25 protein-coding genes are annotated in these 26,148 nt (G+C 60.4%); 14 read left to right on the forward strand and 11 right to left on the reverse strand.

The window, feature by feature from the left end; translation table 11 throughout:
* Window positions 1-30 precede the first annotated feature (30 nt).
* Window positions 31-960 carry a LysR substrate-binding domain-containing protein gene (locus M0808_RS12210; RefSeq protein ID WP_247841258.1) on the forward strand — a complete coding sequence of 310 codons (930 nt, stop codon included), beginning with the start codon at window positions 31-33 and terminating at the stop codon, window positions 958-960.
* A gap of 90 nt (window positions 961-1,050) precedes the next feature.
* Window positions 1,051-1,584, forward strand: a complete 534-nt coding sequence (locus M0808_RS12215) for a ferritin-like domain-containing protein (protein ID WP_027613544.1) — start codon at window positions 1,051-1,053, stop codon at window positions 1,582-1,584.
* Between the two features lie 103 nt (window positions 1,585-1,687).
* Here the strand turns inward: M0808_RS12215 and M0808_RS12220 are convergent, their stop codons facing one another.
* On the reverse strand, window positions 1,688-3,763 hold the full coding sequence (locus M0808_RS12220) for an AsmA family protein (protein ID WP_139053487.1): 2,076 nt from the start codon (window positions 3,761-3,763) through the stop codon (window positions 1,688-1,690).
* Between the two features lie 385 nt (window positions 3,764-4,148).
* On the opposite strand from M0808_RS12220, the gene M0808_RS12225 reads away from it, so the two are divergent.
* From M0808_RS12225 to M0808_RS12255, 7 genes are all read left to right on the forward strand, one after another.
* Complete coding sequence (locus M0808_RS12225) at window positions 4,149-4,571, forward strand: hypothetical protein (RefSeq protein WP_247841261.1); 423 nt, start codon at window positions 4,149-4,151, stop codon at window positions 4,569-4,571.
* A 173-nt stretch (window positions 4,572-4,744) separates the two neighbouring features.
* Window positions 4,745-5,377 (forward strand): TetR family transcriptional regulator, encoded by a 633-nt coding sequence (locus M0808_RS12230; RefSeq protein WP_027613541.1) that lies wholly within the window; start codon window positions 4,745-4,747, stop codon window positions 5,375-5,377.
* Window positions 5,378-5,682: 305 nt separating this feature from the next.
* Window positions 5,683-6,183, forward strand: a complete 501-nt coding sequence (gene ureE, locus M0808_RS12235; protein WP_003221180.1) for an urease accessory protein UreE — start codon at window positions 5,683-5,685, stop codon at window positions 6,181-6,183.
* On the forward strand, window positions 6,180-6,854 hold the full coding sequence (locus M0808_RS12240) for an urease accessory protein UreF (RefSeq protein WP_247841263.1): 675 nt from the start codon (window positions 6,180-6,182) through the stop codon (window positions 6,852-6,854). The genes ureE and M0808_RS12240 overlap by 4 nt, the downstream gene beginning before the upstream one ends.
* Before the next feature lie 23 nt (window positions 6,855-6,877).
* A complete protein-coding gene (gene ureG, locus M0808_RS12245; protein WP_007966946.1) occupies window positions 6,878-7,492 on the forward strand; it encodes an urease accessory protein UreG in 615 nt (204 codons plus the stop codon).
* A 27-nt stretch (window positions 7,493-7,519) separates the two neighbouring features.
* Entirely contained in the window at window positions 7,520-8,092 is a 573-nt protein-coding gene (locus M0808_RS12250; protein WP_247841265.1) for a HupE/UreJ family protein, read from the forward strand.
* Window positions 8,093-8,273: 181 nt separating this feature from the next.
* Entirely contained in the window at window positions 8,274-9,407 is a 1,134-nt protein-coding gene (locus M0808_RS12255) for an AGE family epimerase/isomerase (RefSeq protein ID WP_225137293.1), read from the forward strand.
* Window positions 9,408-9,529: 122 nt separating this feature from the next.
* Here M0808_RS12255 and M0808_RS12260 read toward each other — a convergent pair whose 3' ends face one another.
* From M0808_RS12260 to M0808_RS12300, 9 genes are all read right to left on the reverse strand, one after another.
* Window positions 9,530-10,435 (reverse strand): cation diffusion facilitator family transporter, encoded by a 906-nt coding sequence (locus tag M0808_RS12260; protein WP_247841268.1) that lies wholly within the window; start codon window positions 10,433-10,435, stop codon window positions 9,530-9,532.
* Between the two features lie 174 nt (window positions 10,436-10,609).
* On the reverse strand, window positions 10,610-11,374 hold the full coding sequence (locus M0808_RS12265) for an SDR family oxidoreductase (protein WP_027613536.1): 765 nt from the start codon (window positions 11,372-11,374) through the stop codon (window positions 10,610-10,612).
* An 849-nt stretch (window positions 11,375-12,223) separates the two neighbouring features.
* The gene (locus tag M0808_RS12270; protein WP_134785311.1) at window positions 12,224-12,940 is read right to left on the reverse strand and encodes an ABC transporter ATP-binding protein; all 717 of its coding nucleotides are present in this window, start codon (window positions 12,938-12,940) and stop codon (window positions 12,224-12,226) included.
* The gene (locus M0808_RS12275) at window positions 12,937-13,809 is read right to left on the reverse strand and encodes an ATP-binding cassette domain-containing protein (RefSeq protein ID WP_027613534.1); all 873 of its coding nucleotides are present in this window, start codon (window positions 13,807-13,809) and stop codon (window positions 12,937-12,939) included. Before M0808_RS12275 ends, M0808_RS12270 begins: the two co-directional genes overlap by 4 nt.
* The gene (gene livM / locus M0808_RS12280) at window positions 13,806-15,107 is read right to left on the reverse strand and encodes a high-affinity branched-chain amino acid ABC transporter permease LivM (protein WP_098966959.1); all 1,302 of its coding nucleotides are present in this window, start codon (window positions 15,105-15,107) and stop codon (window positions 13,806-13,808) included. Before livM ends, M0808_RS12275 begins: the two co-directional genes overlap by 4 nt.
* Before the next feature lie 3 nt (window positions 15,108-15,110).
* On the reverse strand, window positions 15,111-16,025 hold the full coding sequence (locus M0808_RS12285; RefSeq protein WP_027613532.1) for a branched-chain amino acid ABC transporter permease: 915 nt from the start codon (window positions 16,023-16,025) through the stop codon (window positions 15,111-15,113).
* Window positions 16,026-16,263: 238 nt separating this feature from the next.
* Window positions 16,264-17,397, reverse strand: a complete 1,134-nt coding sequence (locus M0808_RS12290; protein ID WP_027613531.1) for an ABC transporter substrate-binding protein — start codon at window positions 17,395-17,397, stop codon at window positions 16,264-16,266.
* Between the two features lie 368 nt (window positions 17,398-17,765).
* Entirely contained in the window at window positions 17,766-19,049 is a 1,284-nt protein-coding gene (locus tag M0808_RS12295) for an FAD-binding oxidoreductase (RefSeq protein ID WP_115988328.1), read from the reverse strand.
* 224 nt (window positions 19,050-19,273) lie between these two features.
* Window positions 19,274-20,764, reverse strand: a complete 1,491-nt coding sequence (locus M0808_RS12300; RefSeq protein WP_247841270.1) for an aldehyde dehydrogenase family protein — start codon at window positions 20,762-20,764, stop codon at window positions 19,274-19,276.
* 165 nt (window positions 20,765-20,929) lie between these two features.
* Here M0808_RS12300 and M0808_RS12305 point away from each other — a divergent pair, with 165 nt between their 5' ends.
* From M0808_RS12305 to nadE, 3 genes are all read left to right on the forward strand, one after another.
* Window positions 20,930-21,841, forward strand: coding sequence for a LysR family transcriptional regulator (locus M0808_RS12305; RefSeq protein ID WP_098966954.1), 912 nt, complete (start codon window positions 20,930-20,932; stop codon window positions 21,839-21,841).
* 214 nt (window positions 21,842-22,055) lie between these two features.
* Window positions 22,056-23,279 (forward strand): nicotinate phosphoribosyltransferase, encoded by a 1,224-nt coding sequence (pncB, locus tag M0808_RS12310; RefSeq protein WP_003221154.1) that lies wholly within the window; start codon window positions 22,056-22,058, stop codon window positions 23,277-23,279.
* A 4-nt stretch (window positions 23,280-23,283) separates the two neighbouring features.
* Window positions 23,284-24,111 (forward strand): ammonia-dependent NAD(+) synthetase, encoded by an 828-nt coding sequence (nadE, locus tag M0808_RS12315; protein ID WP_098966951.1) that lies wholly within the window; start codon window positions 23,284-23,286, stop codon window positions 24,109-24,111.
* 198 nt (window positions 24,112-24,309) lie between these two features.
* Here the strand turns inward: nadE and azu are convergent, their stop codons facing one another.
* Window positions 24,310-24,756, reverse strand: coding sequence for an azurin (gene azu / locus M0808_RS12320; protein WP_098966950.1), 447 nt, complete (start codon window positions 24,754-24,756; stop codon window positions 24,310-24,312).
* Window positions 24,757-25,096: 340 nt separating this feature from the next.
* On the opposite strand from azu, the gene M0808_RS12325 reads away from it, so the two are divergent.
* Together M0808_RS12325 and M0808_RS12330 are read left to right on the forward strand one after the other, a co-directional pair.
* Window positions 25,097-25,684: a TIGR00730 family Rossman fold protein gene (locus M0808_RS12325; RefSeq protein ID WP_003221147.1), complete on the forward strand. Its 588-nt coding sequence runs from the start codon at window positions 25,097-25,099 to the stop codon at window positions 25,682-25,684.
* 68 nt (window positions 25,685-25,752) lie between these two features.
* Entirely contained in the window at window positions 25,753-25,938 is a 186-nt protein-coding gene (locus M0808_RS12330) for a hypothetical protein (RefSeq protein WP_007967464.1), read from the forward strand.
* The last annotated feature ends 210 nt before the right edge of the window (window positions 25,939-26,148 follow it).

Genomic DNA, 26,148 nt, shown 5'->3' on the forward strand with positions numbered 1-26,148 from the left:
AAAATCAGTCGGGATGAATCTGTTTCATCCATGGAGTATTCAATGTTCGCCTCGTTGCCGCTGACCGCCCTGCGCGCCTTCGAATCCGCTTCGCGGCTGTTGAGCTTCAAGGCCGCTGCCGAAGAGTTGTCGGTTACGCCGACGGCGATTTCTCATCAGATTCGTGCACTGGAAGACTGGCTCGGCGTGACGCTGTTCGAGCGTTTGCCGCGTCAGGTGCGCCTGACCGAAGGGGGCGAGCGACTGTTTCGCAGCCTGCACGGCGCGCTACTGGAAGTCGCGCAAAGCGTCGACACCCTGCGTCCGCAACGCAGCGGCAGCAACCTGACACTGTCGACCACCGCCGCGTTTGCCGCGCTGTGGCTGGTGCCGCGCCTCGGAAGGTTTTATGCGCAACACCCGCACATCAACGTGCGCCTCGATACCCACTGCGAAGTCATCGACCTGCATCAGGACGCCAGCGTCGATCTGGTGCTGCGCTATAGCCTCGACGATTACCCTAACCTTTACGGCTTGTGCCTGTTCGATGAGACCTTCGGCGTGTATGGCTCGCCGGAACAGGTGGCGTTGGCCGCCCGGCGCACGCCGGCGCTGATCAGCGTGCGCTGGCACAACTCGAAGCTGTATGCCCATGGCTGGGAAGCGTGGTGCGCTGGCTCAGGCGAAAACTGGTTGAACCAGCATCCGGCGATTCGCGAATACGACGAAGAGCATTACGCGCTGCAAGCGGCGATTGCCGGGCAAGGTCTAGTGCTGGCGAGCAATATTCTGGTCTCGCAGAGCGTCGCCAGTGGGTTGCTGGTGCCGTACAAGGGGCAGGTGCAAGTCGATGGTGCCGGATACAGCGCGCTGTGTGTGCCGGGACGGGAGCGGCATCCGCCGGTGCGGGCATTTTTTGCCTGGTTGCGCGAAGAAGCGCAGTTGTCCGGGCTGGTACCAAGGTCGCCGGAAATCTCATAAAACTTTTTGCGTCGCTCAGGACTCACAACTTGGGTAACCGATCACGCCTGTAGAGCGTGGCGCCATTGGATTAGCCTCCTGGAGATCAACATGAGCGACGACCTGCACTTGTCAGATGTCAAAACCCTGCGCGAACGTGCGCGACAACACGTCGAGAACGGCGCGGTAACCGAGAGCTACAGCGCCGACCGTGACGAGGTGCTGCGCTTGCTCAACGAGTCGCTGGCCACCGAGCTGGTCTGCGTGCTGCGTTACAAGCGTCATTACTTCATGGCCAACGGCGTGAAAGCCCACGTGGCCGCGGAAGAGTTCCTCGAACACGCGACCCAGGAAGCGCAACACGCCGACCGTCTGGCCGAGCGCATCGTGCAACTGGGCGGCGAGCCGGAGTTCAATCCGGACCTGCTGTCGAAAATGTCCCACGCCCAATACGTGGCCGGGAACACCTTGAAGGAAATGGTCTACGAAGACCTGGTGGCCGAACGAATCGCGATCGACAGCTACCGCGAGATCATCCAGTACATCGGCGAGAAAGACCCGACCACTCGGCGCATCTTCGAAGACATCCTCGCGCAGGAAGAAGAGCACGCGGATGACATGGCCGACATTCTGAAAGACCTCTGAACCTTTGATACCGCTATCGCGAGCAGGCTCACTCCTACAAGTTTTGCGCTGTACCTGTAGGAGTGAGCCTGCTCGCGATGACGCGTTTACAGACGCTGAAGATTTACTTGGTTGGCTTGACGGTCACTGGCGCCTTGCCCGCCTTCATCTGCTCAAGCAGAGGCGCACACTGGTTCGGCTCCCCACCGCTCGGCGCCACCAGCGCCAACAACCCCGCCGCCGGTGCAGCAATCACGCCCAGTGCAACCATCCCCGCGCCGCGTAGCATCAACGGCACAGCCTTCACACCTGCATCCGGCTTGATGAACTTGCCGCGCACGTACAACGGTGAACGCAGCGAAATCAGACGCCAGCCTTTGGACTCTGGTGTCACCGTCAGATCCAGTTGCTCGGTGGCCATGTTCGCCGTGCCGTCGATGTAAATGATCGCGTTCTCGGTATCGAACACAAACAACCGCGTGGTCGCCAGGCCAGTCTTGATGTCGAAGTCCGCCGCCGCGCAGTTGATCTTCACTTCCTTGTCGCCAAAAATCTTGCCGACCACGTAGTTGCCGACGTTGAGTCCCGCCAGTTCCATCAGTTCACGGCTGATCGCGCCGTCGTTGATCAGCATCTTCAACTGGCCATTGGCGCCGCCAAGCAGCTTGGCCACCGAGTTGCCGCGACCGCTGATATCAGCATCACCGTTGAGCTCACCGAAGCTGGTTTTCATCGGTTCGAAGGTCGGGAACAACTGCTTGAGCTTGAAGCCGCGCGCAGTCAGTTTGGCCCGGCCTTCCAGCGGTTCGGTGCGACCGTTGAGGCGGATCTGCGCGTCCAGATTGCCGCCGGCCACGCCGAAGCGCAGCGGTTCGAGGCTGAGTTCGCCGTCGTTGAGTTTCAGGTGGGTATAGAGGTCGGTGAACGGCAGCTTTTCGCTGTGGACGATGCGCTTGCCGGTGAACTCGACGTCGGCATCCATCGCGCGCCAGCGGTCGGTCTTGAATTCTTCCACCGGCAGCACTTTGTCGGTCGGCTGCTTGCTCTCGCCGCCGCGGGCCTTTTGCTTGTCATTCGAGTCGGCGCCGATCAGCGGCGCGAGGTCGGCGAACAGCAATTGATTGGACAGCAACGCTCCGCTCAGTTTGGGCCGAGGCTGGCTGGCGACGTAGGTCAGATCGCCGTGAATGTCACTGCCGCCGATCTTGCCGTTGAATTGTTCATAGGTGAATTTCGCACCGGCGGCGTCATGCAATTTGGCAATCAGATGGCCGTCGGTGGCGTACGGCGGCGTGTCCGGCAGGGTCACGCCGGTCAGTGGATAGAGGTTGCCGAGGCTGGCGCCGGCCAGTTTCAGACGCAGATCAAGAGCGCCAAGGTTCAGCGGGTCGGTCAGGGTGCCGGCGAGTTCGATGCTGGTGGCGCCGATCTTCGCCTGGGCCTGCAGCGGGAATGGCTTGTTCGCGTCCTGCAACGCCAGTAATCCGCCGATCTTGCCCTGGCCGGTAAGATTCTGACCGTGGTACTGGCCTTTGACCTTCAGCGCGAATGCATAGTCCTGCGGCGCGGCGCCCTTGTCCTGCGCGGTCTTCGCGGCTTTGGCGCCGACGATATCGCTGAACGGAATCGGTTTGCCCAGCGGATCGATCAACACGTCGAGATTCGTCTTGAGTGTCTGGTCATCCAGGGTGACGTGGCCCTTGTCGAAACCAATCGCACCAATGTCCACCACCCAGTTCGACGGTTCGGCATTCGGGTCTTTCGGGTCGAACTTGAAGGTCCAGTTGGCGCGGCCATCGGCCAGGCGTTGCAGTTGCGCGTTGGGTTCGGTCAGGTCGATGCGCGGGATCGTCACCCGTTGCGCCAGCAGTGCCAGCGGCGAGATGCGTAGTTCCACACGTTTGAGCGTAACCATCTGCGGCTGCTTCGACCAATCCGGGTTGCCCAGCGTCAGGTCTTCAGCTACCACGTGCGGCCACGGCACCCAGGCCCGCCAGCCGCCCTCGTCCGGCTCGCGCTGCCAGATCACCGCGAGGTTGCCATTGATGGCGAACGGACGATGCAATTCTTCCGAGACTTTGGCGTTGAGCGGCGGTTTGATCCGGTTCCAGTCGAAGAACACGATGATCAGAACCAGTACCGCCAACAGCAGTACGAGGATGGCGAAGGTCCAACTGAAGATTTTTCCGGTGCGCGTCATGCACAAAACTCCTGATGACGACCGCACGCCGACTTCGCGACGCACAGCTGAAACGGCGGGCCAAAGCGGCCCTCATGAATTCTACGACTGGCAAACAGTGCGCAGGTTTAATCGGAATATAGATTCCGCGGCAAAAAATCGCCCGAATGCTGACCGATTGGTCGAACAGCGTTACCGCTGCCCGCACATTTGCGAGGCGCGAGTGAGTCGAAAATACCCACTGCGGTGCAAAACCACCGCCCGCAAATGCCCGAGCTAGAGCGCTTCCGCAGAACAATCAATTCTGTTGATTATTACCATTGCGTTTATGAACTTTTATATCGACTTATCGAGAGTAGCATTGGCTTCGTACCCACTTTATCGCCCTCCCAAGGAGCAACCCATCATGAAACGCCAATTACTGCTCAGCCTTACCCTGTCGATGCTAGCCAGCACCGCTTTTGCCCTGCCCGCTGCCGATCAGGCTACCCCACAAGTGAAATCCAGCCACTCGGTGTTCAGCCAGACTGTGGCGGCTGACGGCAGCGACCGTACCCCACAAGGTCAGACTCTGGCTGAAAACGGTCGTCATCGTCTGGAAGAAAAAGGTCTGGTTGAAGATGGCTACGACAAGACCCCACAAGGTCAAGCTGTAGCAGAAGGCGGCCGTGATCGCCTGGAACAGAAAGGTCTGGTTGAAGACGGCTATGACAAAACTCCACAAGGCCAGACCCTGGCTGAAGACGGTTTCGATAAAACCCCACTGGGCCAAGCCGTTGCCGAAGGCGGTGGTGACCGTGTGATCGAACGCAACAGCGCTTTGAGCTAAGCCCATGGCGGCCTGGAAAAAAAGCCCAATCACCGGATTGGGCTTTTGACTTTTTCAGTACCGACAATCTGCGAAACCTTTTTTCCTGCTGACTTTTCCCCCTGCCGTTCGACGCCAGCAAAGCCGATTTGCTAGAGTGCGGCGCTTGTCCCGCTCAAGAAAACGCCTTTGCGATGCTGCCCCGCGCCGAACAGAAACAACAGACCCGCAACGCCCTGATGGACGCCGCCCGCCATTTGATGGAAAGCGGCCGAGGTTTCGGCAGCCTGAGCCTGCGCGAAGTGACCAAGACCGCCGGCATCGTGCCCACCGGTTTCTATCGGCATTTCGCTGACATGGACGAGCTGGGTCTGGTGCTGGTCAGTGAAGTCGGTCAGACCTTCCGCGAAACCATCCGCCTGGTCCGCCACAACGAATTCGTCATGGGCGGGATCATCGATGCGTCGGTGCGGATCTTCCTCGACGTGGTCAGCGCCAACCGTTCGCAGTTCCTGTTTCTCGCTCGTGAGCAATACGGCGGCTCGCAGCCGGTGCGTCAGGCGATTGGCCGTCTGCGCGAAAACATCAGCGCCGACCTCGCGGCCGACCTGACATTGATGCCCAAGTTGCAGCATCTGGACGCTGCCGGGCTGAGCGTAATCGCCGACCTGATCGTCAAATCGGTGTTCGCCACTCTGCCGGACATCATTGACCCGCCCGCCGAGGCCCTGCCGGAGCATCTGACGCCACAGGCGAAGATCACCCAGCAATTGCGCTTCATCTTTATCGGCCTCAAGCACTGGCAAGGGTTGGGCAGTACCGAGTAATTCCCTCTCTCTTTCTCTGACACAACACTGATCCCCTGTGGGAGCGGGCTTGCTCGCGAAAGCGGTGGGTCAGTCACTTCATTGTTGACTGATGCACCGCTTTCGCGAGCAAGCCCGCTCCCACATTGGTCATGCACCGCCGCTCACATTTGGTGCATGTAAAAATCTTCACGCACCAAAACCTTCCAAAATTCTGCAACATCTTGAAACATCCTCTACGCTCCGACAGGGATTTCCTACATCTCGTCCGGTTGGCAAGCCCCTTGCTCTAGCCCTCCTACAAGTCCACTGCTGGAAGCTTTCCGATGCTGGTGATTCATCGCAGAATCGACCCTCAACCTGTCTGGTCCGCCGAGTTGCACCTGACCTTCGAAGCGCGGAGCAAAAGCCGTCTGCGCTGTTTCAGTGCCGATGGCGAAGACGTCGGGTTGTTTCTGGAGCGCGGTCAGGCACCGTTATATGACGGCGAATGCCTGCAGGCCGAGGACGGCCGCATCGTTCGCGTCTGCGCCCGCCCCGAGCAACTGCTGCACGTCACCTGCGCCAATGCCTTCGAACTGACCCGCGCCGCCTATCATCTGGGCAATCGCCACGTCGCCTTGCAAGTCGGCGATGGCTGGCTGCGTTTGCTCGACGATTACGTGCTCAAGGCCATGCTCGAACAGCTCGGCGCCCAGGTCGAGGCGATAGAAGCGCCGTTCCAACCGGAACACGGTGCCTACGGCGGCGGCCATCACCATTCGCGGCATGGCGACGAAGATTTCAACTACGCGCCCAAACTCCATCAGTTCGGCGTACGTCTGTGAACCCGGCCTGGGCGCTGTTGCGCCTGGCCAGTCCGCAACTGCCGATTGGCGGCTACAGCTATTCGCAAGGCCTGGAAATGGCGGTGGATAACGGCCGCGTGAACAACCCGGACAGCGCCCGCCGCTGGATCAGCGATCAACTACTGCTCAACCTCGCCCGTTTCGAGGCGCCGCTGCTGCTGGCTCATTGTCAGGCCGCGGCCGAGGAAAACTGGCCCGAGTTGCTGCATCTCTGCGAAATCCACCGTGCCAGTCGCGAGACCCGTGAGTTGCATCTGGAGAGCCGGCAGATGGGTTACTCGCTGCAGCAATTGCTCAACGGTTTGCCGGAACTCGACGCGCCGGCCCGCAGCTTTCTTGAGCAATGCGCCGAACCGCACCTGGCTCTTGGCTGGGCACTGGCTGCCCGCGCCTGGCAAATCAGCCCACAGGATGCGCTCGCCGCGTGGCTGTGGAGCTGGCTGGAAAACCAGCTCGCGGTACTGATGAAAACCCTGCCGCTGGGCCAGCAAGCCGCCCAGCGCCTGACCAGCGAACTGTTGCCGCTGCTGCAACAGGCGCAGCAGGACGCCACCCGCATCAATCCCGAACACATCGGCAGCGCCGCATTCGGCCTGTCCCTGGCGTGCATGGCGCATGAGCGCCAATACAGCCGTCTGTTTCGCTCTTAGGGCCTGTCATCTTGGAGAAGCACATGAACACACAACCCCTGCGCGTCGGCATCGGCGGCCCGGTCGGTTCCGGCAAGACTGCATTGACCCTGGCCCTGTGCCTGGCGTTGCGCGATCGCTACAACCTGGCCGTCGTTACCAACGACATCTACACCCGCGAAGACGCCGACTTTCTGGTGCGCAACGAAGCGCTGGCACCGGAGCGGATCATCGGCGTGGAAACCGGTGGCTGCCCGCACACGGCAATCCGCGAAGACGCTTCGATCAACCTCGAAGCCGTCGATCAACTGAACCGGCGCTTTCCGGGGCTGGACCTGATTCTGGTGGAATCCGGTGGCGACAACCTGTCGGCAACCTTCAGCCCGGAGCTGTCAGACCTGACCATTTACGTGATCGACGTCTCCGCCGGCGACAAGCTGCCGCGCAAGGGCGGCCCGGGGATCTGCAAGTCCGATCTGCTGGTGATCAACAAGATCGACCTGGCGCCGCTGGTCGGTGCTTCGCTGGAAATGATGGATAGCGACACCCAGCGCATGCGCAACGGCAAGCCATTCGTCTTCAGCAACCAGAAAACCGGCCAGGGCCTGGAAGAGATCATCGCCTTCATCGAGCGCCAAGGCCTGCTGAACGCCGCCTGACTTATTGACCAACAAGGAAGCTTACCCATGACACTCAAACGCATTCTCGGCGCTGTGGCGCTGCTGCTGACCCCGGCACTCGCCTTCGCCCACCCGGGCCACGGCGACAGCGGTCTGGTCGCCGGCATCAGCCACCCGATCGGTGGCCTCGACCATTTGCTGGCGATGGTCGCGGTCGGCCTGTGGGCCGCGCAGCAACAAGGCGCGGCGCGCTGGGCGCTACCGTGCACGTTTGTCGGCACCATGCTGATCGGCGGCATGCTCGGTTTTGAAGGGCTGGAGTTGCCGGCGCTGGAAAGCGGGATCGCCGCTTCGGTGCTGGCGCTGGGTCTGGCAGTGGCACTGGCGGTGCGTCCACCGCTGGTGATGGCGGTGGCGGCAACGGCGTTGTTTGCGCTGTTCCATGGCGTGGCGCATGGCCTGGAGCTGCCGGACATGAGCAGCCCTTGGGCGTATGCCGCCGGTTTTGTCGCGGCGACGGCGGCGCTGCATGCGGTGGGTTATGGCCTGGTGCGCGTGTTGCCTCAGGCTGCTGCACCATTGGTGCGAGTGGCGGGGGCTGCTTCGGCGGTGACCGGTGCATGGTTGCTGGCCGGCTGATCTTTATCGCCTGAACCGGCCTCTTCGCGAGCAAGCCCGCTCCCACAGGTTTTGTGTACAGCACAATTCCAGTGTGGGAGCGGGCTTGCTCGCGAAAGCGGTCTGACAGACACCGCGTCTCTAAAGGACGCGGCTCTGCTACCATGTCGCGCAATCGCCCCAGCCGTGACGACGTCCGCCAATGCCCCATGCTTGCCGCTCCACCTCCCTGCCCGAATTGACCGCCCTGTTCAGCGATGTGCAACAGCACTTTCTGAACGTGATCGTGCCGCTTTGGCAAGGCCCGGGCTGGAACGCCGACATGGCGCTGCCCTACGAGGCACTCGACGCGGCGCATCAACCTTTGCCACCGCAACGCTATCGGGCGATGGCCTGCGCACGGCAGCTGTATCTGTTTTCCAGCCTGATCGGGGTTGTGGATAACGCCGAGGTGCGCGCCACCGCGCTGTTTCGCTCGCTGCAACGGCATTTCCACGACGCCGAGCACGGCGGCTGGTTCTACAGCATCGACGCGCAAGGCAAGCCGCTGGATCAGCGCAAAGACCTCTACACCCACGCCTTCATCCTGTTCGCCTGCGCCCATTACTGGGCCAAGTCCCGGGAGCCGCTGGTGGAATCCACGCTCAACGCCGCACTGGAAATCATCGGTCGGCGCTTCGCCACCGGTGACGGCCTGTACGAAGCGTGCCTGGACCGCGACTGGATCACCCTGCAAACCGGCCCGCTGCAAAACCCGCTGATGCACCTGGCCGAGGCGTTCCTCGCCACCCTCGAGGTACGCGAAGACGCGGCGACGCAGAAAGCGCTGGTCGAGTTATGCACAGCCATGCACAAGCAGTTCGTCGACCCGCAACATGGCGTGTTGATGGAAAAACCACTGGGGGCTGTGGATAACTGGTACGAGCCAGGGCATCAGTTCGAATGGTATTTCCTGCTTGAGTCTTCAGCCCTGCTGCGTGGTTCGAAACTGCACGCGGCGCTGGAGCGAGCCTTCGCTTTCACCGAGCAATTCGGCGTTGAACAGCCGTCCGGCGCCGTGCGGGCAATGCTCGATCTGGAACTGGACGGTCGCCCGAAAGATTCGACTCAGCGCATCTGGGCGCAGGCGGAATACCTGCGCGCCCTGACCTTGCGCCCGAACAGCGAAGGCACCGTGCTGCGCCAGTTGCAGGCGCTGCAGCAGCGTTTTCTGCACGCGGGCGGGTGGCATGAATGCCGAGATGAGCTGGGAGAGGTCAGCCGCAAGGACATGCCTTCAACGACGCCTTATCACTTGGCGACGTGCTACAGCGGGCTGGCTGAATATCTGCGTTGATTGAAAAATAGCTTTCGCGAGCAAGCCCGCTCCCACATGGGAATTTCGGCGAACACATAATCTGTGAACAGCCTGGATCCCTGTGGGAGCGGGCTTGCTCGCGAATAGCCGTTACACGGTCTCTAGGCAATCCACTTCTTGTCACCGGTAAAGCTGATCGTCAACCAGCGTGCCGCATCCGGCTCGCCGAGCTGCGCCGAGATTTCCTCCCGCAACACATCCAGCTGACCTACGCTGCTCAGCGCATAATCCGCCGGCAACACCACATGAATCTCGATAAACCGCGCCCGCCCGTGCTTCTGCACGTAGGTCACGTAATCATCGAAACCATGCTCGACCTTCGCCGCTTCCATGACCTGACGCACCTGATCATCCAGGGTGTCCGGGGCAATACCCAGTACATCACGCAGCGCCGGGCCGAGGATCTTGAACGCCGGTGGCAACATGGTCAGCGCCAGCACGATCAGGATCAGCGGGTCGACAAACTTCGCCCACTCGTCAAAGCCCTGGGCCTTGAGCAGCAACGCGGCGAGAAAACTGATCAACAGGCCGACCGAGAGCATCGCGTCCACCAGCCAACTGATGTTGTCGAACTGGATCAGGCTGGACTTGAGCTTGCGATTGCGCCGACGCACGTAGAAGAAATAGGCGAATTCGACGACGGTGAACACCGCCGCATAAATGATCACCAAGCCCAGCTCGATCTCGCGGCCACCGTTGATGATGCCGAACACACCGTTGAGAAACGCATAGATCGCGATCAACAGCAGGAAGCTGCCTTCGATCAGCAGCACCATCGGCTCCAGATGCCAGAAACCGAACTGAAAGCGGTGATTGCTTTCTTTGGCGATCAGCTTGGCTGTGATCAGCATCAGCACTTTGATGAACGTTGCGATCAGCGAGAAAAAACCATCGAAAAGGATGGATTGCGAACCTGAAACAAAACCGGTGACGATCCCGGCAATCGACACCGCGAACATCAGGATGGTCGATTGTTTGAGCAGTGACTGCTCACCTCGGTTACTCACTTTAACTCCTCGAAAACCTTGAAAACCGCAGGGTGCGATGGGGTTGTTGCGAGGAGAGTTTACCTTATCGGTATTTATTGCCTGTGACGGCCCCTTCGCGAGCAAGCTCGCTCCCACATGAGACCGCGATCAAATGTGGGAGCGAGCTTGCTCGCGAATGGCCTCAACGCGGTGTCAGGCCTTGTTACGCTCGATCGCAAACCCCGCCCAGGTCTGGCTCACCGGCATCAGCTCCAGGCTGTTGATGTTGATGTGCGCCGGGGCGTTGAGCACCCAGAAGATGGTCTCGGCGATGTCCTGCGGCTGGATCGGCTCGGCACCGGCGTAAGTGGCGTTGTAGCGTTCCTGGTCACCGGCAAAGCGCACCAGCGAGAACTCGCTTTCGCACAGACCCGGCTCGATGTTGCTGACACGCACGCCAGTGCCCTGCAGGTCGCAACGCAGGTTCAGCGAGAATTGCTTAACGAACGCCTTGGTCGCGCCATACACGTGGCTGCCCGGGTACGGGTAGTTGCCGGCGATGGAGCCGAGGTTGACGATACCGGCGCCACGGCCGTGAGCGATCAAACGCGGCAGCAGCAGACGAGTGCTGTACATCAGGCCCTTGACGTTGGTGTCGACCATGGTGTCCCAGTCGTCGAGGTCGCATTTGGGTGCCGGATCGACGCCCAGCGCCAGCCCGGCGTTGTTGATCAGGCCACGCAGCTTGGCGAACGACGGCGGCAGATTGGCAATTGCCTCTTCCATCGCCTTGCGGTCACGCACGTCGAGCACCAGGCCATGCACTTCAGTCTGCTTCGACAACTCGGCGCACAGCGCGTCGAGACGTTCTGCACGACGGCCGGTCAACACCAGTTTCCAGCCAGCCTCGGCGAAACGACGGGCACAGGCTTCACCAAAACCGGAGGTTGCGCCGGTAATAAACAGGGTGTTGGACATCGTGTTCTCCTTGCGTCGGCCGCCAGCGCAGCCATTGGAATAGAAAATCAGCAGCCAGCATGCCCGGCCCGGCATTTACGAGCAACACCCGCACCGGGACAACTTCCGATCAAATTTTGATCAACCGTCGCTACGCCATACCTGCCGTGGCCTGTAGCCATGTGCACGCACGTTATCCACAGTCCCTTCCACAGTTTCCGGGGGCAAGTGGAAACGCGCAAAGCCGCGCCATACAAGGCTTTGCGCAGGAAACAGAAAGTTTTTTGCTTGACCCTGAAGCCGCTGTTGTGCCGGAGATGGCATTTTGCACGACCGGACGGTCAGTGCAGTGATTGCGCGAGGCCAGTAATTACGGCCCTCAGCGGAGTCTTTCCAGAGTTTAGTCACAGACTTATCCACAGGCTTGCTCACACGTAATTGTCTCTACAGAACAGCCTAGAAAAAGGTTGACAACAGCGTCTTCAGCTCCAGCAAAAACGCCTGATCAAAAAGCGATCACCAGCCTGCAAGCCACGGAACACAAGGGCTTCAGCCAGCTACTCCCACGTTATTCACAGCCAGCTCCACAGTAATCGGGGACAAGTCAAAACTGTGGAAAAACAGCCATTTGCAGCGTCTATATGTCGCGCTTTGGCAGCTATGGGAATTTGTTTTCCACAATTCTGAAATCTGGCGCAGATCAACTGTGGGAGCGGGCTTGCTCGCGAAGAGGATGTGTCATAAAACACGGCGTTATCTGACACACCCTCTTCGCGAGCAAGCCCGCTCCCACAAGGGATTTGTGCGGGACTTGGGATGTAAAAAGCCCCGGGACTTACGTCGCGGGGCTTGTGGACAACTCAAGTAGAATCAGTGCCCGCCCAGATAAGCGTTACGCACCTCCTCATTCACCAACAACTCCTTACCGGTACCGGTCAGACGAATCTCGCCGTTGACCATCACATACGCCCGATCCGACAGCTTCAGCGCATGGTTGGCGTTCTGCTCGACGAGGAAAATGGTCATGCCGGTTTTCGCCAGTTCCCGCAGGGTGGCGAAGATCTGCTTCACCACGATCGGCGCCAGGCCCAGGCTCGGTTCATCGAGCAACAACAGCTTTGGCCGGCTCATCAGCGCACGGGCAATGGCGAGCATCTGCTGCTCGCCGCCGGACATGGTCATCGCCCGCTGAGTGCGGCGCTCTTCGAGCCGCGGGAACAGCTCGAACATGCGCTGCATATCCTCCTTGGCATATTTGTCGCCGATCGGGATGGTACCCATCAGCAGGTTCTCCTCGACGGTCATGTCGGGGAACACCCGCCGCCCTTCCGGCGACTGCGCGATGCCGTTGGAGGCGATGTAGTGCGAGGACTTGTGGGTGATGTCGACGCCTTGATAGAGGATCTGCCCACTCGCCGCGCGCGGCTGGCCGAAGATCGACATCAGCAGCGTCGATTTACCCGCGCCGTTGGAGCCGATCAGGCTGACGGTCTCGCCTTCGTTGATCTGCAGCGACACGCCCTTGAGGGCCTGGATCGGGCCGTAGAACACGTCCAGGTCTTTCAGTTCGAGGATCGGTTTGCTCATACCAGCTCCTCTTCGTCGGCGCCCAAGTAGGCGGCAATCACTTTCGGATCGTTGCGAATGGCTTCAGGCCCGCCTTCGGCGATGACCACGCCGTGATCCAGCACCACGATGTGGTCGGAAATGCTCATGACCATGCCCATGTCGTGTTCGATCAGCACCACGGTCAGATCGTGCTCGTCGCGCAGCAGCCGGATCATCGCGCTCAGCGCTTCGGTTTCCTGAGGGTTGAGGCCAGCAGCCGGTTCGTCGAGGCAGATGATCTGCGGCCGCGTGCACATGGCCCGGGCGATTTCCAGACGGCGTTGCTGGCCGTAGGACAGTTCACCGGCCAGACGGTTGGCGCAGTCCACCAGATCGACCACTTCCAGCCAGTAGAACGCGCAGTCCAGCGCATCACTTTCGGCCTTGCGGTAGCCCTTGGTGTTGAGGATGCCGGCGAGCATGTTGCGGTTGACCCACATGTGCTGCGCCACCAGCAGGTTCTCCAGCACCGACATTTCCTTGAACAGGCGAATGTTCTGGAAGGTCCGGGCCAGGCCGGCGCGGTTCACCAGGTGCGTGCCACCAAACATCTTGTAATACAGGCGACTGAGGAAGCTTTTCGGCGAGACGAAGTCGGTCGGTTTGAACGACTCGCCCAGCAGTTGGATGACGTTGGTCTGCTTGCCGCGCACGTTGAGTTCGATCTTGCCGCCGGAGGCCTTGTAGAACCCGGTCAGGCAGTTGAACACCGTGGTCTTGCCGGCGCCGTTGGGGCCGATCAGGGCGAAGATCGAGTTGCGTTTGACCTTGAGGCTGACATCGCTCAGGGCCTTGATGCCACCGAAGTGCATCATCAGTTTTTCCACAGAGAGTACGACTTCACTCATGGCGCAGTCCTCTCATAGTGAATGGCACCTTTACGTGGAGTGACCCCGGTACGGCTGATGCGAATCAGCCCGCGAGGTCGCCAGATCATCATCAACACCATCAGGATGCCGAACAGCAGCACGCGGTATTCAGCGAAGCCGCGCAGCAGTTCCGGAGCAACCGTCAACACGAATGCCGCAATCACCACGCCGATGGTCGAGCCCATGCCGCCGAGCACGACGATGGCGAGGATCAGCGCCGATTCGAAGAAGGTGAACGAGGTCGGGTTGACGAAGCCTTGATAGGTGGCGAAAAACACCCCGGCCAGGCCCGCGGTCGATGCGCCGATGGTGAACGCCGAAAGCTTGACCAGTACGTGGTTGAGGCCCATCGAGCGGCAGGCGATTTCATCTTCGCGCAGGGCTTCCCAGGCGCGACCCACCGGCATTTTCACCAGACGATGCTTGATGTACAGCACGGCCAGTACCACCAGGAACAAAACCGTGTAGATGAAGTAATACTTCACGTCCGGGTTGTAGGCGATGCCGAAGAACTCATGGAACGGCACCCCGCCATCCTTGGCCCGCTTGCCGAATTCCAGACCGAAGAAGGTCGGCAATGGCGCCGGCATGCCGTTCGGCCCGCCGGTCAGCGACAGCCAGTTGTTAAGGATCAGGCGAATGATTTCACCGAAGCCCAGGGTCACGATCGCCAGATAGTCGCCGTGCAGACGCAGCACCGGGAAACCGAGGATGCAGCCGGCCAAACCGGCAGTGATTGCCGCCAGTGGCAGCACGGTCCAGAAGCCCAGCCCGAGGTATTGATAACCCAGCGCCAGACCATAGGCGCCGATGGCGTAAAAAGCCACGTAACCGAGATCGAGCAGACCGGCCAGCCCGACCACAATGTTCAGCCCCAGACCCAGCAGCACGTAGATCAGCCCGAGGATGACCACGCCCAGCAGGTACGAGTTGGAGACAAACGGCACAATCACCGCCAGCACAATCAACAGCGGAATGATCCAGCGCAGGCGTGATTTGTGATCGGCAGGCAGCACATGCACACCGGAGCCGGTGCTCTCGAATCCATCGAGAATCTTCAGGCCCTTGGGCGTCTGCAGAAACAGGCTCAAGGCAAAGCGGCCGATCATGACAATGCCGATGATCCACGCCACGCGGGTTGGTTCGAGGTTGAAGCTGTAGCCTTCGAGCACGACGCCGACAATCGGGCCGAACACGATCAGGGCAATCAGGCCGGCCAGAATCGCCTCAACCAGGCTTTTTTTGATATCGATATTTTTTTGAGTGGTTGAAGACATCGCTTACACCTTCGACACAAGAGGACGGCCCAACAGGCCCTGAGGCCGGAAGACCAGAACAAGTACGAGCAGCGAGAAGCTGAACACGTCTTTGTAGTCGGAGTTGACCAGGCCCGAGAACAGCGACTCGGAAATGCCGAGAATGATCCCGCCGAGCATCGCGCCGGGCAGTGAGCCGATCCCGCCCAGCACGGCGGCGGTGAACGCCTTGATGCCGATGACGAAGCCTGCGTAGAAGTCGAACGTGCCGTAGTTCATGGTGATCAGCACGCCGGCCAGCGCCGCCATCGCTGCACCGATGATGAACACGTAGGAAATCACCCGGTCGGTGTTGATTCCGAGGATCGAAGCCATCTTGCGGTCTTGCTGGGTGGCGCGGCACATGCGGCCGAGCTTGGTGTACTTGATCACGTAGGTCAGCAGGCCCATGCCGACAAATGCGGCGACCAGAATGAAGATCTTGGTGTAGGTCAGTTGGACGAAACCGCTGCCGACGTCGATGCGCCAGGCACCGGTGAGCAGCGTCGGAACACCCTGTTGACGGGCGCCCTGGCTGATCTGGGCATAGTTTTGCAGGATCAGCGAGATACCGATGGCGCTGATCAGCGGTGCCAGTCGGGTGGAGTTGCGCAGAGGTTTGTAGGCGACGCGTTCGATTACCCAGCCATAGACGCCGGTGACGACGATAGTGAAAACCAGCGTGCCAAGCATCAACAGCGGGAAGGATTCGATACCGAAGTAAGCCAGCAGAGCCAGACTGATTGCCGCGAGGTACGCGGAAATCATGTAAACCTCGCCGTGGGCGAAGTTGATCATGCCGATGATGCCGTAGACCATTGTGTAGCCGATGGCGATCAGGCCATAGACCGACCCGAGGGTCAGGCCATTGACCAGTTGCTGCAGGAAAATACCATCCATAACGCAATCTCACGCAATGAGAACCTGCCCACCGGAGCGGGCGGCTCTTCTAGGAAAAATACAGATTTACGTCGGAGCAATGCAGACACGTTCCCCCGGAACACCATCGCCTCCTGTGGGAGCGGGCTTGCTCGCGAAAGCGGTGTATCAGCTACCGTTGATGGCGACTGACATCCCGCATTCGCGAGCAAGCCCGCTCCCACAGGGGTTCATGGTGTTCGGATGATCGCGTCAGCCCTTACTTCTGTTTTTCCAGCTGATGGTATTTGCCGTCCTTGTCCCACTGGTAAACCACGTAGTCAGAGACTTTCAGGTCGCCCTTCTTGTCCCAGGCTTTCTCGCCCATGACGGTTTTCACCGGGTTGGCCTTGAGCCACTCGGCGGCTTTTTCGCCACTGTTGGACTTGGCGCCGTTGAAGGCGGCCGCCAGGGTCTGAACCGACGCGTAGGCGTACAGGGTGTAACCTTCAGGCTCGGTGCCGGCCTTGCGGAACGCGTCCACTACCGTCTTGCTGTCTGGCAGCAGGCGAGGGTCGGCGCCGAAGGTCATCAGCACGCCGTCAACGTATTGCGGGCCACCGGCGGTGGTCACCAGTTCGTCGGTGACGATGCCGTCATCAGACATGAACTTGACGTCTTTCAGGCCTTCGGTACGCAGTTGCTTGACCAGCGGGCCGGCTTCCGGGTGCAGGCCGCCGAAGTAGACCACGTCGGCACCGGCTGCACGAATCTTGGTGACCACAGCGCTGAAGTCTTTCTCGCCACGGGTCAGGCCTTCATACAGCACCGGCTTCACGCCACGTTTTTCCAGTTGAGCCTTGGTCGCATCGGCCAGGCCCTGACCGTAGGTGTCCTTGTCGTGCAGCACGGCAACTTTCTTGCCCTTGAGCACGTCGACGATGTAGTCGCCCGCGACGATGCCTTGCTGGTCGTCACGCCCGCACATACGGAACATGGCGCTCAGGCCGCGCTCGGTCACTTGCGGGTTGGTGGAACCCGGGGTGATCGCGATAACGCCGGCTTCGTCGTAGATTTCCGAGGCGGGGATGGTGGAAGAGGAGCAGAAGTGACCGACCACGCCGGCTACCTTCTGGTTGACCAGATCCTTGGCGACTGTCACTGCCTGTTTCGGTTCGCAGGCGTCATCGCCCTTGACCAGTACGATTTTCTCGCCGTTGACGCCGCCTGCCGCGTTGACTGCGTCCGCCGCTGCCTGTGCACCCTTCATGTACTGCTCGCCAAATGCCGCGTTGGCGCCAGTCATCGGACCCGCTACACCGATTTTCACATCAGCTTGAGCAAACGCAGAAACACCCAACGCAGTAGCTACTGCGAGGGCCAGAAAGCCTTTCTTGTAAAACGTCTGGGACATGAGGTGGTGCTCCAAGGTTTTTTTTAGTTGGCACTGCGACTTCACTTCACTGAATGCTCTGAGCAAGCGCCGTGCCATCGGTTTTTTATTCTTCAAAAAGTCGCTGCTTTCTTGTTATTTCGACTGTTTCGTTCCCATTTTCATTGGGCGTGCAACCGTCTAAACCGCGGAAGGTGAAACCTTTTTAAATCTGAGGCGCAACCCGCTTGCGCCATCATTGCAACCGCGGCACCAAACGACGTGCAACCAGCCTGTAACAGCTCGCGTCACCGAACTGCACACTGCTGGTGCGGGACTGCTACAACCCGCACCATTAGAGGCTAGTCGCTACGCCGAAAAGCGCCGCTTCCGGCAACATATTTCAACACTCAAATGACGATGCGCAGGCACTGGCCCGCGTGATACAGCGAGAAGCCGGCCTCGTACAGGCAACTGCGCAGGCCGACGCCGGCCAGGGGCTGCATCGGTGCGAAGGGGATCGGCAGGGCTTGAGGATTTCCGTCACACAGGTAGTCGGCGAAGGCTTTGCCGACCACAGTGCCGGTGGTCACGCCACGACCGTTGTAACCGGTGACGGCCACCAGTCCCGGCGCCGGTTCGAACAGGCGCATCAGGTGATCGGGGGTGAAGGCGATGCGCCCGGTCCAGGTGCATTCCCATTCCACCGGTTTCAGGTTTGGGAAGTAGTGTTGCTGCACCCGGTCGGCCCAGGCCTTGAGGAACCACGTCGGCTTCTGATTGCCGTTGCCCAGACTGCCGAGCAACAACCGGCCGTCCTTGTCGCGACGGATGCTGCTCAACACTTGGCGCGTGTCCCACGAGCCCTGACCGCCGGGGAGGATGTCATGGGCGGCGTCTTCGGTCAGCGGCACCGAAGCGACCTGATAGTAGTAACCGGGGAAGAAGTTGCGCTTGAGTTCGGTCCAGTCGCCCTCGGTGTAGGCGTTGGAGGCGATCACCACTTGCTCGGCGAGTACCGAACCTAGCTCGGTCTGCACCGACCATAGCTGGCCCACGCGTTCGAGACGGGTCACTGGCGAGTGATCGAACATCTGCCCGCCCAGGCCCTTCACCGCGTTGGCCAGGCCGGTGACATAGGCCATCGGGTTGAGCGTACCGGCGCGGCGGTCGAGCAGTGCGGCGGCGATCTTCTGCGTACCGGTGGCTTGCTCGCAGGCCTTGCCGGTGAGCAGCTCGACCGGCGCCCCGCGGCGCTTCCATTGTTGCTCGCGACTGCGCAGATCCGCCTCGCCCTTGGCGTTGTGCGCCATGTGCAGGGTGCCTTCGCGGCGCAACTGGCAATCGATGTTGTATTTATCCACAAGGCTGAACACCAGCGCCGGCGCCGCCCCGAGCATGCGGTTGAGCTGACTGCCGACCGCTTCGCCGAATCCGGCCTCGATCTCATCCGGCGGGATCCACATGCCGGCGTTGACCAGCCCGACATTGCGTCCGGAGCCGCCATGCCCGGCACGATGCGCTTCGAGCACGCAGACGCTTTTGCCTTTTTCCAACAGATGCAGCGCCGCCGACAACCCGGTAAACCCGGCGCCGATCACGCAGACATCGACTTTGACCTCACTCTTGAGCGCGGTGTTATCCGGGCGCTGCGGCGTGAGTTTTTCCCACAGACATTCTTCGCGTAACGGCATTGCCAGACTCCAACAGAAACCTGCCAAACACACTGCTGATCCTGTGGGATAAAGCCCTGTGGCGAGGGGATTTATCCCCGATCGGTTGCATAGCAACCGTAAAACCAGTGCATGCGGTGTATCTGAAACTCCGCGATTGCATGTTTTGGGGCCGCTGCGCAGCCCATCGGGGATAAATCCCCTCACCACAAAAGCCCGCTCCCAGGATCTGCTTCATTCCAAACTCAGTCGAAGGTAATGCCCTGCGCCAGCGGCAACTCCAGCGAGTAGTTCACGGTGTTGGTCTGGCGGCGCATGTAGGCGCGCCAGGCGTCGGAGCCCGACTCACGACCGCCGCCGGTCTCCTTCTCGCCACCAAACGCGCCGCCGATTTCCGCGCCGCTCGGGCCGATGTTGACGTTGGCGATGCCGCAGTCGCTGCCGACCGCCGACATGAACTGCTCGGCCTCGCGCACATCGGTAGTGAAGATGCACGACGACAGGCCCTGCGGCACCGCGTTGTTCAGGCGCAGCGCTTCCTGGAAGTCGCTGTAGCCGACCACGTAGAGAATCGGCGCAAAGGTTTCGCTGCAGACCACGTCGCTCTGCTCCGGCATTTCGACGATCGCCGGCGACACGTAGTAGGCGTTGGGGAACTGCTCTTCGAGCTGACGCTTGCCGCCGAACACCCGGCCGCCCTCGCTCAGCGCCTGCTCCAGCGCGTCCTGCATGTTTTCGAAGCTGTGTTTGTCGATCAGCGGGCCGACCAGATTGCCTTCCAGCGGATGACCGATGCGCACTTTGGCGTACGCGGCTTTGAGGCGGGTGACGATTTCTTCCTTCACCGATTCATGGGCAATCAGCCGACGCAGGGTGGTGCAACGCTGCCCGGCGGTGCCGACCGCACTGAACAGAATGGCGCGTACAGCCATGTCCAGATCGGCGCTCGGGCCGAGGATCATCGCATTGTTGCCGCCCAGTTCGAGAATGCTGCGAGCAAAACGTGCGGCGACTTTCGGCGCCACTTCGCGGCCCATGCGGGTGCTGCCAGTGGCGCTGATCAGCGCGACACGCGGGTCATCCACCAGCGCTTCGCCAGCATCGCGACCACCGATGATCACTTGGCACAGGTGCGCCGGCGCATCGGTGAAATTCTTCACCACGCGATCGAACAGTGCCTGGCAGGCCAGTGCGGTCAGCGGGGTTTTCTCCGACGGCTTCCACACCACCGGGTTGCCGCAGACCAGCGCCAACGTGGTGTTCCACGCCCACACCGCGACGGGGAAGTTGAACGCGCTGATCACGCCGACCACGCCCAGCGGATGCCAGGTTTCACGCATGTGGTGGCCCGGGCGCTCGGAGGCGATGGTCAAACCGTACAACTGACGCGACAGGCCGACGGCGAAGTCGCAGATGTCGATCATCTCCTGCACTTCACCGAGGCCTTCCTGAGTGATCTTGCCCGCCTCCCACGACACCAGTTCGCCGAGGTCAGCCTTGTACTCACGCAGCACTTCGCCGAACTGACGCACCAGTTCGCCGCGACGCGGGGCCGGCACCTTGCGCCACAGCTCGAAAGCATGATCTGCACGACTGATGTGCTGCTCGACTTCGGCCGGGCCTTCCCAGTTCACGGCGGCGATGCGGCTGCCGTCGATGGGCGAATGCACCGGCACTTTGCCGTTCTGATACAGGGCCGGGTTCACACCAAGACGATCAAGCAATGCGGCAACCATGGGTCACTCCTCAAGCGAAAAACAGAATGTGTGCGGCCGAATGCAAACGACCGGGCAGGCCTTTAGTTGTAGCTTCCCGAGGGCAAGGCAACAAACGACCTTTACGCGAGATATCATTCCGTTTATTCATGCTGCGCAGAGAAAGACAAGAAAAAGGGATCACCCATGCTGAATAAACGCCACCTGCCATCGATCACCGCGTTGCAGTGCTTCGAGGCCGTGACCCGGCACCTGAGCTTTACCCGGGCCGCCGAAGAGCTGAACCTGACCCAGAGCGCTGTCAGCAAGCAAGTGGCGCAGCTTGAGGAATTGTTGCAGCACTTGTTGTTCCGTCGGGTGCGTCGTCGCTTGCAGATGACCCCGGCCGGGGATTTGTACCTGGTGGAAGTCCGAAAAATCCTCACCCAGGTGGAAATGTCCACGCATTACCTGCGTTCCTACGGCGGCGAGACCGAAGTCCTGCGCGTTTCTACCCCTTCGACCTTCGGCGCGCGCTGGCTGGTACCGCGTCTGAAGGGCTGGCGTCTGCGCCATCCGTCGATCCATCTCGACTTGTGCAACGAGCAGGAGGCCGACGATTTGCTACAGGGGCGCAGCGATCTGGCGTTCTATTTCGGCCAAGGCTCACGGCCCGGCACCGAATGCCTGAAGCTGTTCGGCGAAGAGCTGGTACCGGTCTGTGCGCCCGGCAGCCTGCCGGATCAGCCCTTCACCGACCCGACGCAACTGACCGATCTGGTGCTGCTGCAAAATGCCTCGCGTCCACAGGCCTGGCACGACTGGTTCGACAGTCAGGGTTACCACACCGAGCACAGCTATCACGGGCCGCGTTTCGAAACCTTTTATATGTGCATCCGCGCTGCCCAGGTCGGCTGCGGCGTGGCGCTGCTGCCACGGTTTCTGGTGGAAGAGGAATTGGCCGACGGCAAACTGGTCATTCCCTGGCAGCATGCAATGCCCAGTTCCGACGCCTATTACCTGGCCTACCCGGAGCATGCGGCGGAAGTGCCGAAGGTGCGCGATTTTGTGAAGTGGATGCTGGAGCAGATTGATAGCCCGGACCTGACGCCGATATAGAGTTTTCAACAACCCTGTGGGAGCGGGCTTGCTCGCGAATGCGGTGCATCAGTCACATTTGAATTGACTGACCCACCGCATTCGCGAGCAAGCCCGCTCCCACAGGTGATCTCGACGCTCTTAAAAAATGCTGGCAATCCCCACCGCTGATATGCGCCACTAGCGTCATTGATTGATCCCGCGCAACCGCGCGGTGCACCTGGAGACCCCGTTTATGAGCGAGAGTGTGTTTGCCGATCGCATCGTGCAGAACCTGCTCGACACCGACTTTTACAAACTGACGATGATGCAGGCGGTGCTGCACAACTACCCCAACGTCGAAGTCGAATGGGAGTTTCGTTGCCGTAACAGCGAGGATCTGCGGCCGTATCTGGCCGAGATTCGCTACCAGATCGAGCGCCTGGCCGAGCTGAGCCTGAGTGCCGACCAGTTGAGCTTTCTCGAGCGCATCACCTTCCTGAAACCGGATTTCCTGCGCTTTCTCGGACTGTTCCGCTTCAACCTGCGCTACCTGCACACCGGCATCGAGAACGGCGAGTTGTTCATCCGTCTGCGCGGCCCGTGGCTGCATGTGATCCTCTACGAAGTGCCGCTGCTGGCGATCGTCAGCGAAGTGCGCAACCGCTATCGCTACCGGGAAATCGAACTGGTGCAGGCGCGGGAACAGCTGTATCGCAAGTTCGACTGGCTCAGCGCCAACGCCTCGGCTGACGAACTGGCGCAATTGCAGGTCGCCGACTTCGGCACCCGCCGGCGCTTTTCGTACCGCGTGCAGGAAGAAGTGGTCAACGTGCTCAAGCACGATTTCCCCGGGCGCTTCGTCGGCACCAGCAACGTGCACCTGTCACGGGAACTGGATATGAAGCCGCTGGGCACCATGGCCCATGAATGGATCATGGCCCACCAGCAACTCGGCCCACGCTTGATCGACAGCCAGATCGCCGCGCTCGACTGCTGGGTGCGCGAATACCGTGGCCTGCTGGGGATTGCTCTCACCGATTGCATCACCACCGACGCCTTCCTCGGCGATTTCGACCTGTTCTTCGCCAAGCTCTTCGACGGTCTGCGCCACGATTCCGGGGATCCGGTGCAGTGGGGTGAAAAGTGCATCGCCCACTACCACAAGCTCGGCATCGACCCGATGAGCAAGACCCTGGTGTTCTCCGACAGCCTGACCCTGCCCAAGTCGCTGGAGATCTTCCGCGCGCTGCACGGGCGGATCAACGTCAGCTTTGGCATCGGCACCAACCTGACCTGTGACATTCCGGGTGTCGAACCGATGAGCATCGTGCTTAAAATGACCGCCTGCAACGGCCAGCCGGTGGCGAAGATCTCCGACGAGCCCGGCAAGACCCACTGCAAAGACCCGAATTTCGTCGCCTATTTGCGACATGTGTTCCAGGTTCCTGCCGATTCCAGTCTATCTAGCAAGGAGTGAATTCATGCAAGCCGTACAGCGTGAGATTGCTGAACAGCTCAAGGTGCAACCGCCATTCGCCGGGCATCAGGCCCTCGAAGCGGAAGTCGCCCGGCGCATCACCTTTATCCAGGATTGCCTGGTCAATTCCGGCCTCAAGACCCTGGTGCTGGGCATCAGCGGCGGCGTCGACTCGCTGACCGCCGGCCTGCTGGCCCAGCGCGCCATGCGTGAACTGCGCGAGCGCACCGGCGACGACGCCTACAAGTTCATTGCCGTGCGCCTGCCGTACGAAACCCAGTTCGACGAGCACGACGCCCAGGCGTCGGTGGACTTCATCGCTCCGGACGAACGCCACACGGTGAACATCGGTCCGGCGGTCAAATCACTGGCCAAGGAAGTGGCGGCGTTCGAAGGCAAACATGCGGTGTCGGTGGATTTCGTGCTCGGCAACACCAAGGCGCGGATGCGCATGGTCGCCCAGTACACCATCGCCGGCGCGGCGCACGGCCTGGTGATCGGCACCGACCACGCGGCGGAAGCGGTGATGGGCTTCTTCACCAAGTTTGGTGACGGCGCCTGCGACCTGGCCCCGCTCAGCGGTCTGGTGAAAAACCAGGTCCGGGCGATTGCCCGCAGCTTTGGCGCACCGGAATCGCTGGTGGAAAAAGTGCCGACCGCGGATCTGGAAGACCTGTCGCCGGGCAAACCGGACGAAGCCTCCCACGGCGTAACCTACGCCGAGATCGACGCCTTCCTGCACGGCGAGCCCGTGCGTCAGGAAGCGTTCGACATCATCGTCAGCACCTACAACAAGACCCATCACAAGCGGGTCATGCCGTTCGCGCCTTGATCGGCGACCGAATGAAAAAGCCCGCTGAGGAGCGATCCTCAGCGGGCTTTTCTTTGGCCAGTTCACCTGTCGATGCTGATGGCCTCTTCGCGAGCAAGCCCGCTCCCACAGTGTCCCGGTTGTTCACAAAATGTGTGACCGACACAAACCCTGTGGGAGCGAGCCTGCTCGCGAAGAACGATAACGCGGTGAACCTGCTTACTTCACAGCAATGGTGCCTTTCATCATCGAGATGTGGCCCGGGAAGGAGCAGAAGAAGCCGTAGTCAGTGCCAGCGGTCAGCTTCGATACGTCGATGGTCAGCGTATCTTTCTCGCCGGCGCCGATGATCTTGGTGTGAGCGATAACGCGCTCGTCGCCGTCTTTCAGGTAGTTCTTGTCGATGCCAGCGGCCAGGCCGTCGGTGGCGATCGGCTGCATGTCAGCGGTTTTGCTGACCACCAGGTTATGGCCCATGACGTTCTTCGGCAGGCTGCCGGAGTGAGTCAGTTCGACGGTGAAGGTCTTGCAGCTCTTGTCGATCACGATCTCCTTGGTGTTGAAGGACATCTGGTCGGTGGAATCAACGGTGGTTTTGCACTCGGCAGCCATCAATTGGCTGCTGGCCAGCGCCAGCAGGGATACCGCAACAACTTTGGAAAACATGGTGAATCTCCAAGGCAGGGTTAACAAAAACACTAATGGTGGAAAGACTGCCTGAAATCTTCGCAAGTTCCTATGACTTGAGTCAAAAACTGTATACAACTTTCAGGCTATGACACTCATCGAAACAATCTACCGGCCAGAATCCAAGGCCGGGCCTATGATCGGCGCATCTACTGAAACGGAGTACCGATCATGTTCTTTAACGGTCTGTTGTGCAGTTTGCTCGCCGCCTACGCCTGTGGCGCCAGCGGTACCTTTGAATCGCCAGAACGCGAAGCTTAGTCCTTGGATCAAGGCTTGCCAGCCATTACCCTGTGACGGATTGACCCAGGAGGAAGGCATGTCTCTCAAATCCGTTTGTGTATTTTGCGGTGCCAACGCCGGCACTGATCCGGCTTACACCGAAGCCGCCCAAGCCCTTGGCCGGGCTCTCGCCGAGCGCCAGCTGACGCTGGTTTACGGCGGTGGTGCCGTGGGCCTGATGGGCCTGGTGGCGGACGCCGCGCTGGCCGCCGGCGGCGAAGTGATCGGGATCATTCCGCAAAGCCTGATGGACAAGGAGATCGGCCACAAAAGCCTGACCCGTCTCGAAGTCGTCGATGGCATGCACGCGCGCAAGGCCCGCATGGCTGAACTGAGCGATGCGTTCATCGCGTTACCCGGCGGTCTCGGCACGCTGGAAGAGCTGTTCGAAGTCTGGACCTGGGGCCAGCTCGGCTACCACGGCAAACCGCTGGGGCTGCTTGAGGTGAACGGTTTTTACAGCAAACTCACCGCTTTTCTTGACCATATCGTCGGCGAAGGCTTCGTTCGCGCCCCACACCGTGACATGCTGCAAGTGAGCGAATCAGCACAAACGCTGCTCGATGCCCTGGATAACTGGAAGCCGACCGTCACGCCCAAGTGGGTCGACCAAAAACCCGGCTAACCGCCGGGCACCGATACAGGGCAGAATACGCGCCGCTCAACCTCACCTTCGACCCCAGAGGATCGCCCATGGCCAAACCCAATTACTCCTTCGCCAAACGTCAACGAGACCTGGAAAAGGAAAAGAAGAAAGAGGAAAAGCTTCAGCGCAAGAAACAACAGGCTGAAGAAGCGGCACTGAACCCTGACGGTGAAGTGGCGACTGATGACGATGTTGATGTTGATGCACCGAAAGACCAAGCGCCTGACGCCTGAGCCCCACCGGGTTTGATGATCGAGTCAGACCCTGCAGATTTGTGACGGGGCTGGCGGCTCAGCCCCTGGCCCCCACACCCTCCCCGTTTTCCGAACACGATACGGCTTCCTGTGGGAGCGGGCTTGCTCGCGAAGGCGTCTTCACCTTCAACATTGATGTAACTGACACACCGCCTTCGCGAGCAAGCCCGCTCCCACATGGGGTGCTGT

It is taken from the genome of Pseudomonas sp. MWU12-3103b (genome assembly GCF_023100615.1).
GTDB lineage: Bacteria > Pseudomonadota > Gammaproteobacteria > Pseudomonadales > Pseudomonadaceae > Aquipseudomonas > Aquipseudomonas putida_A.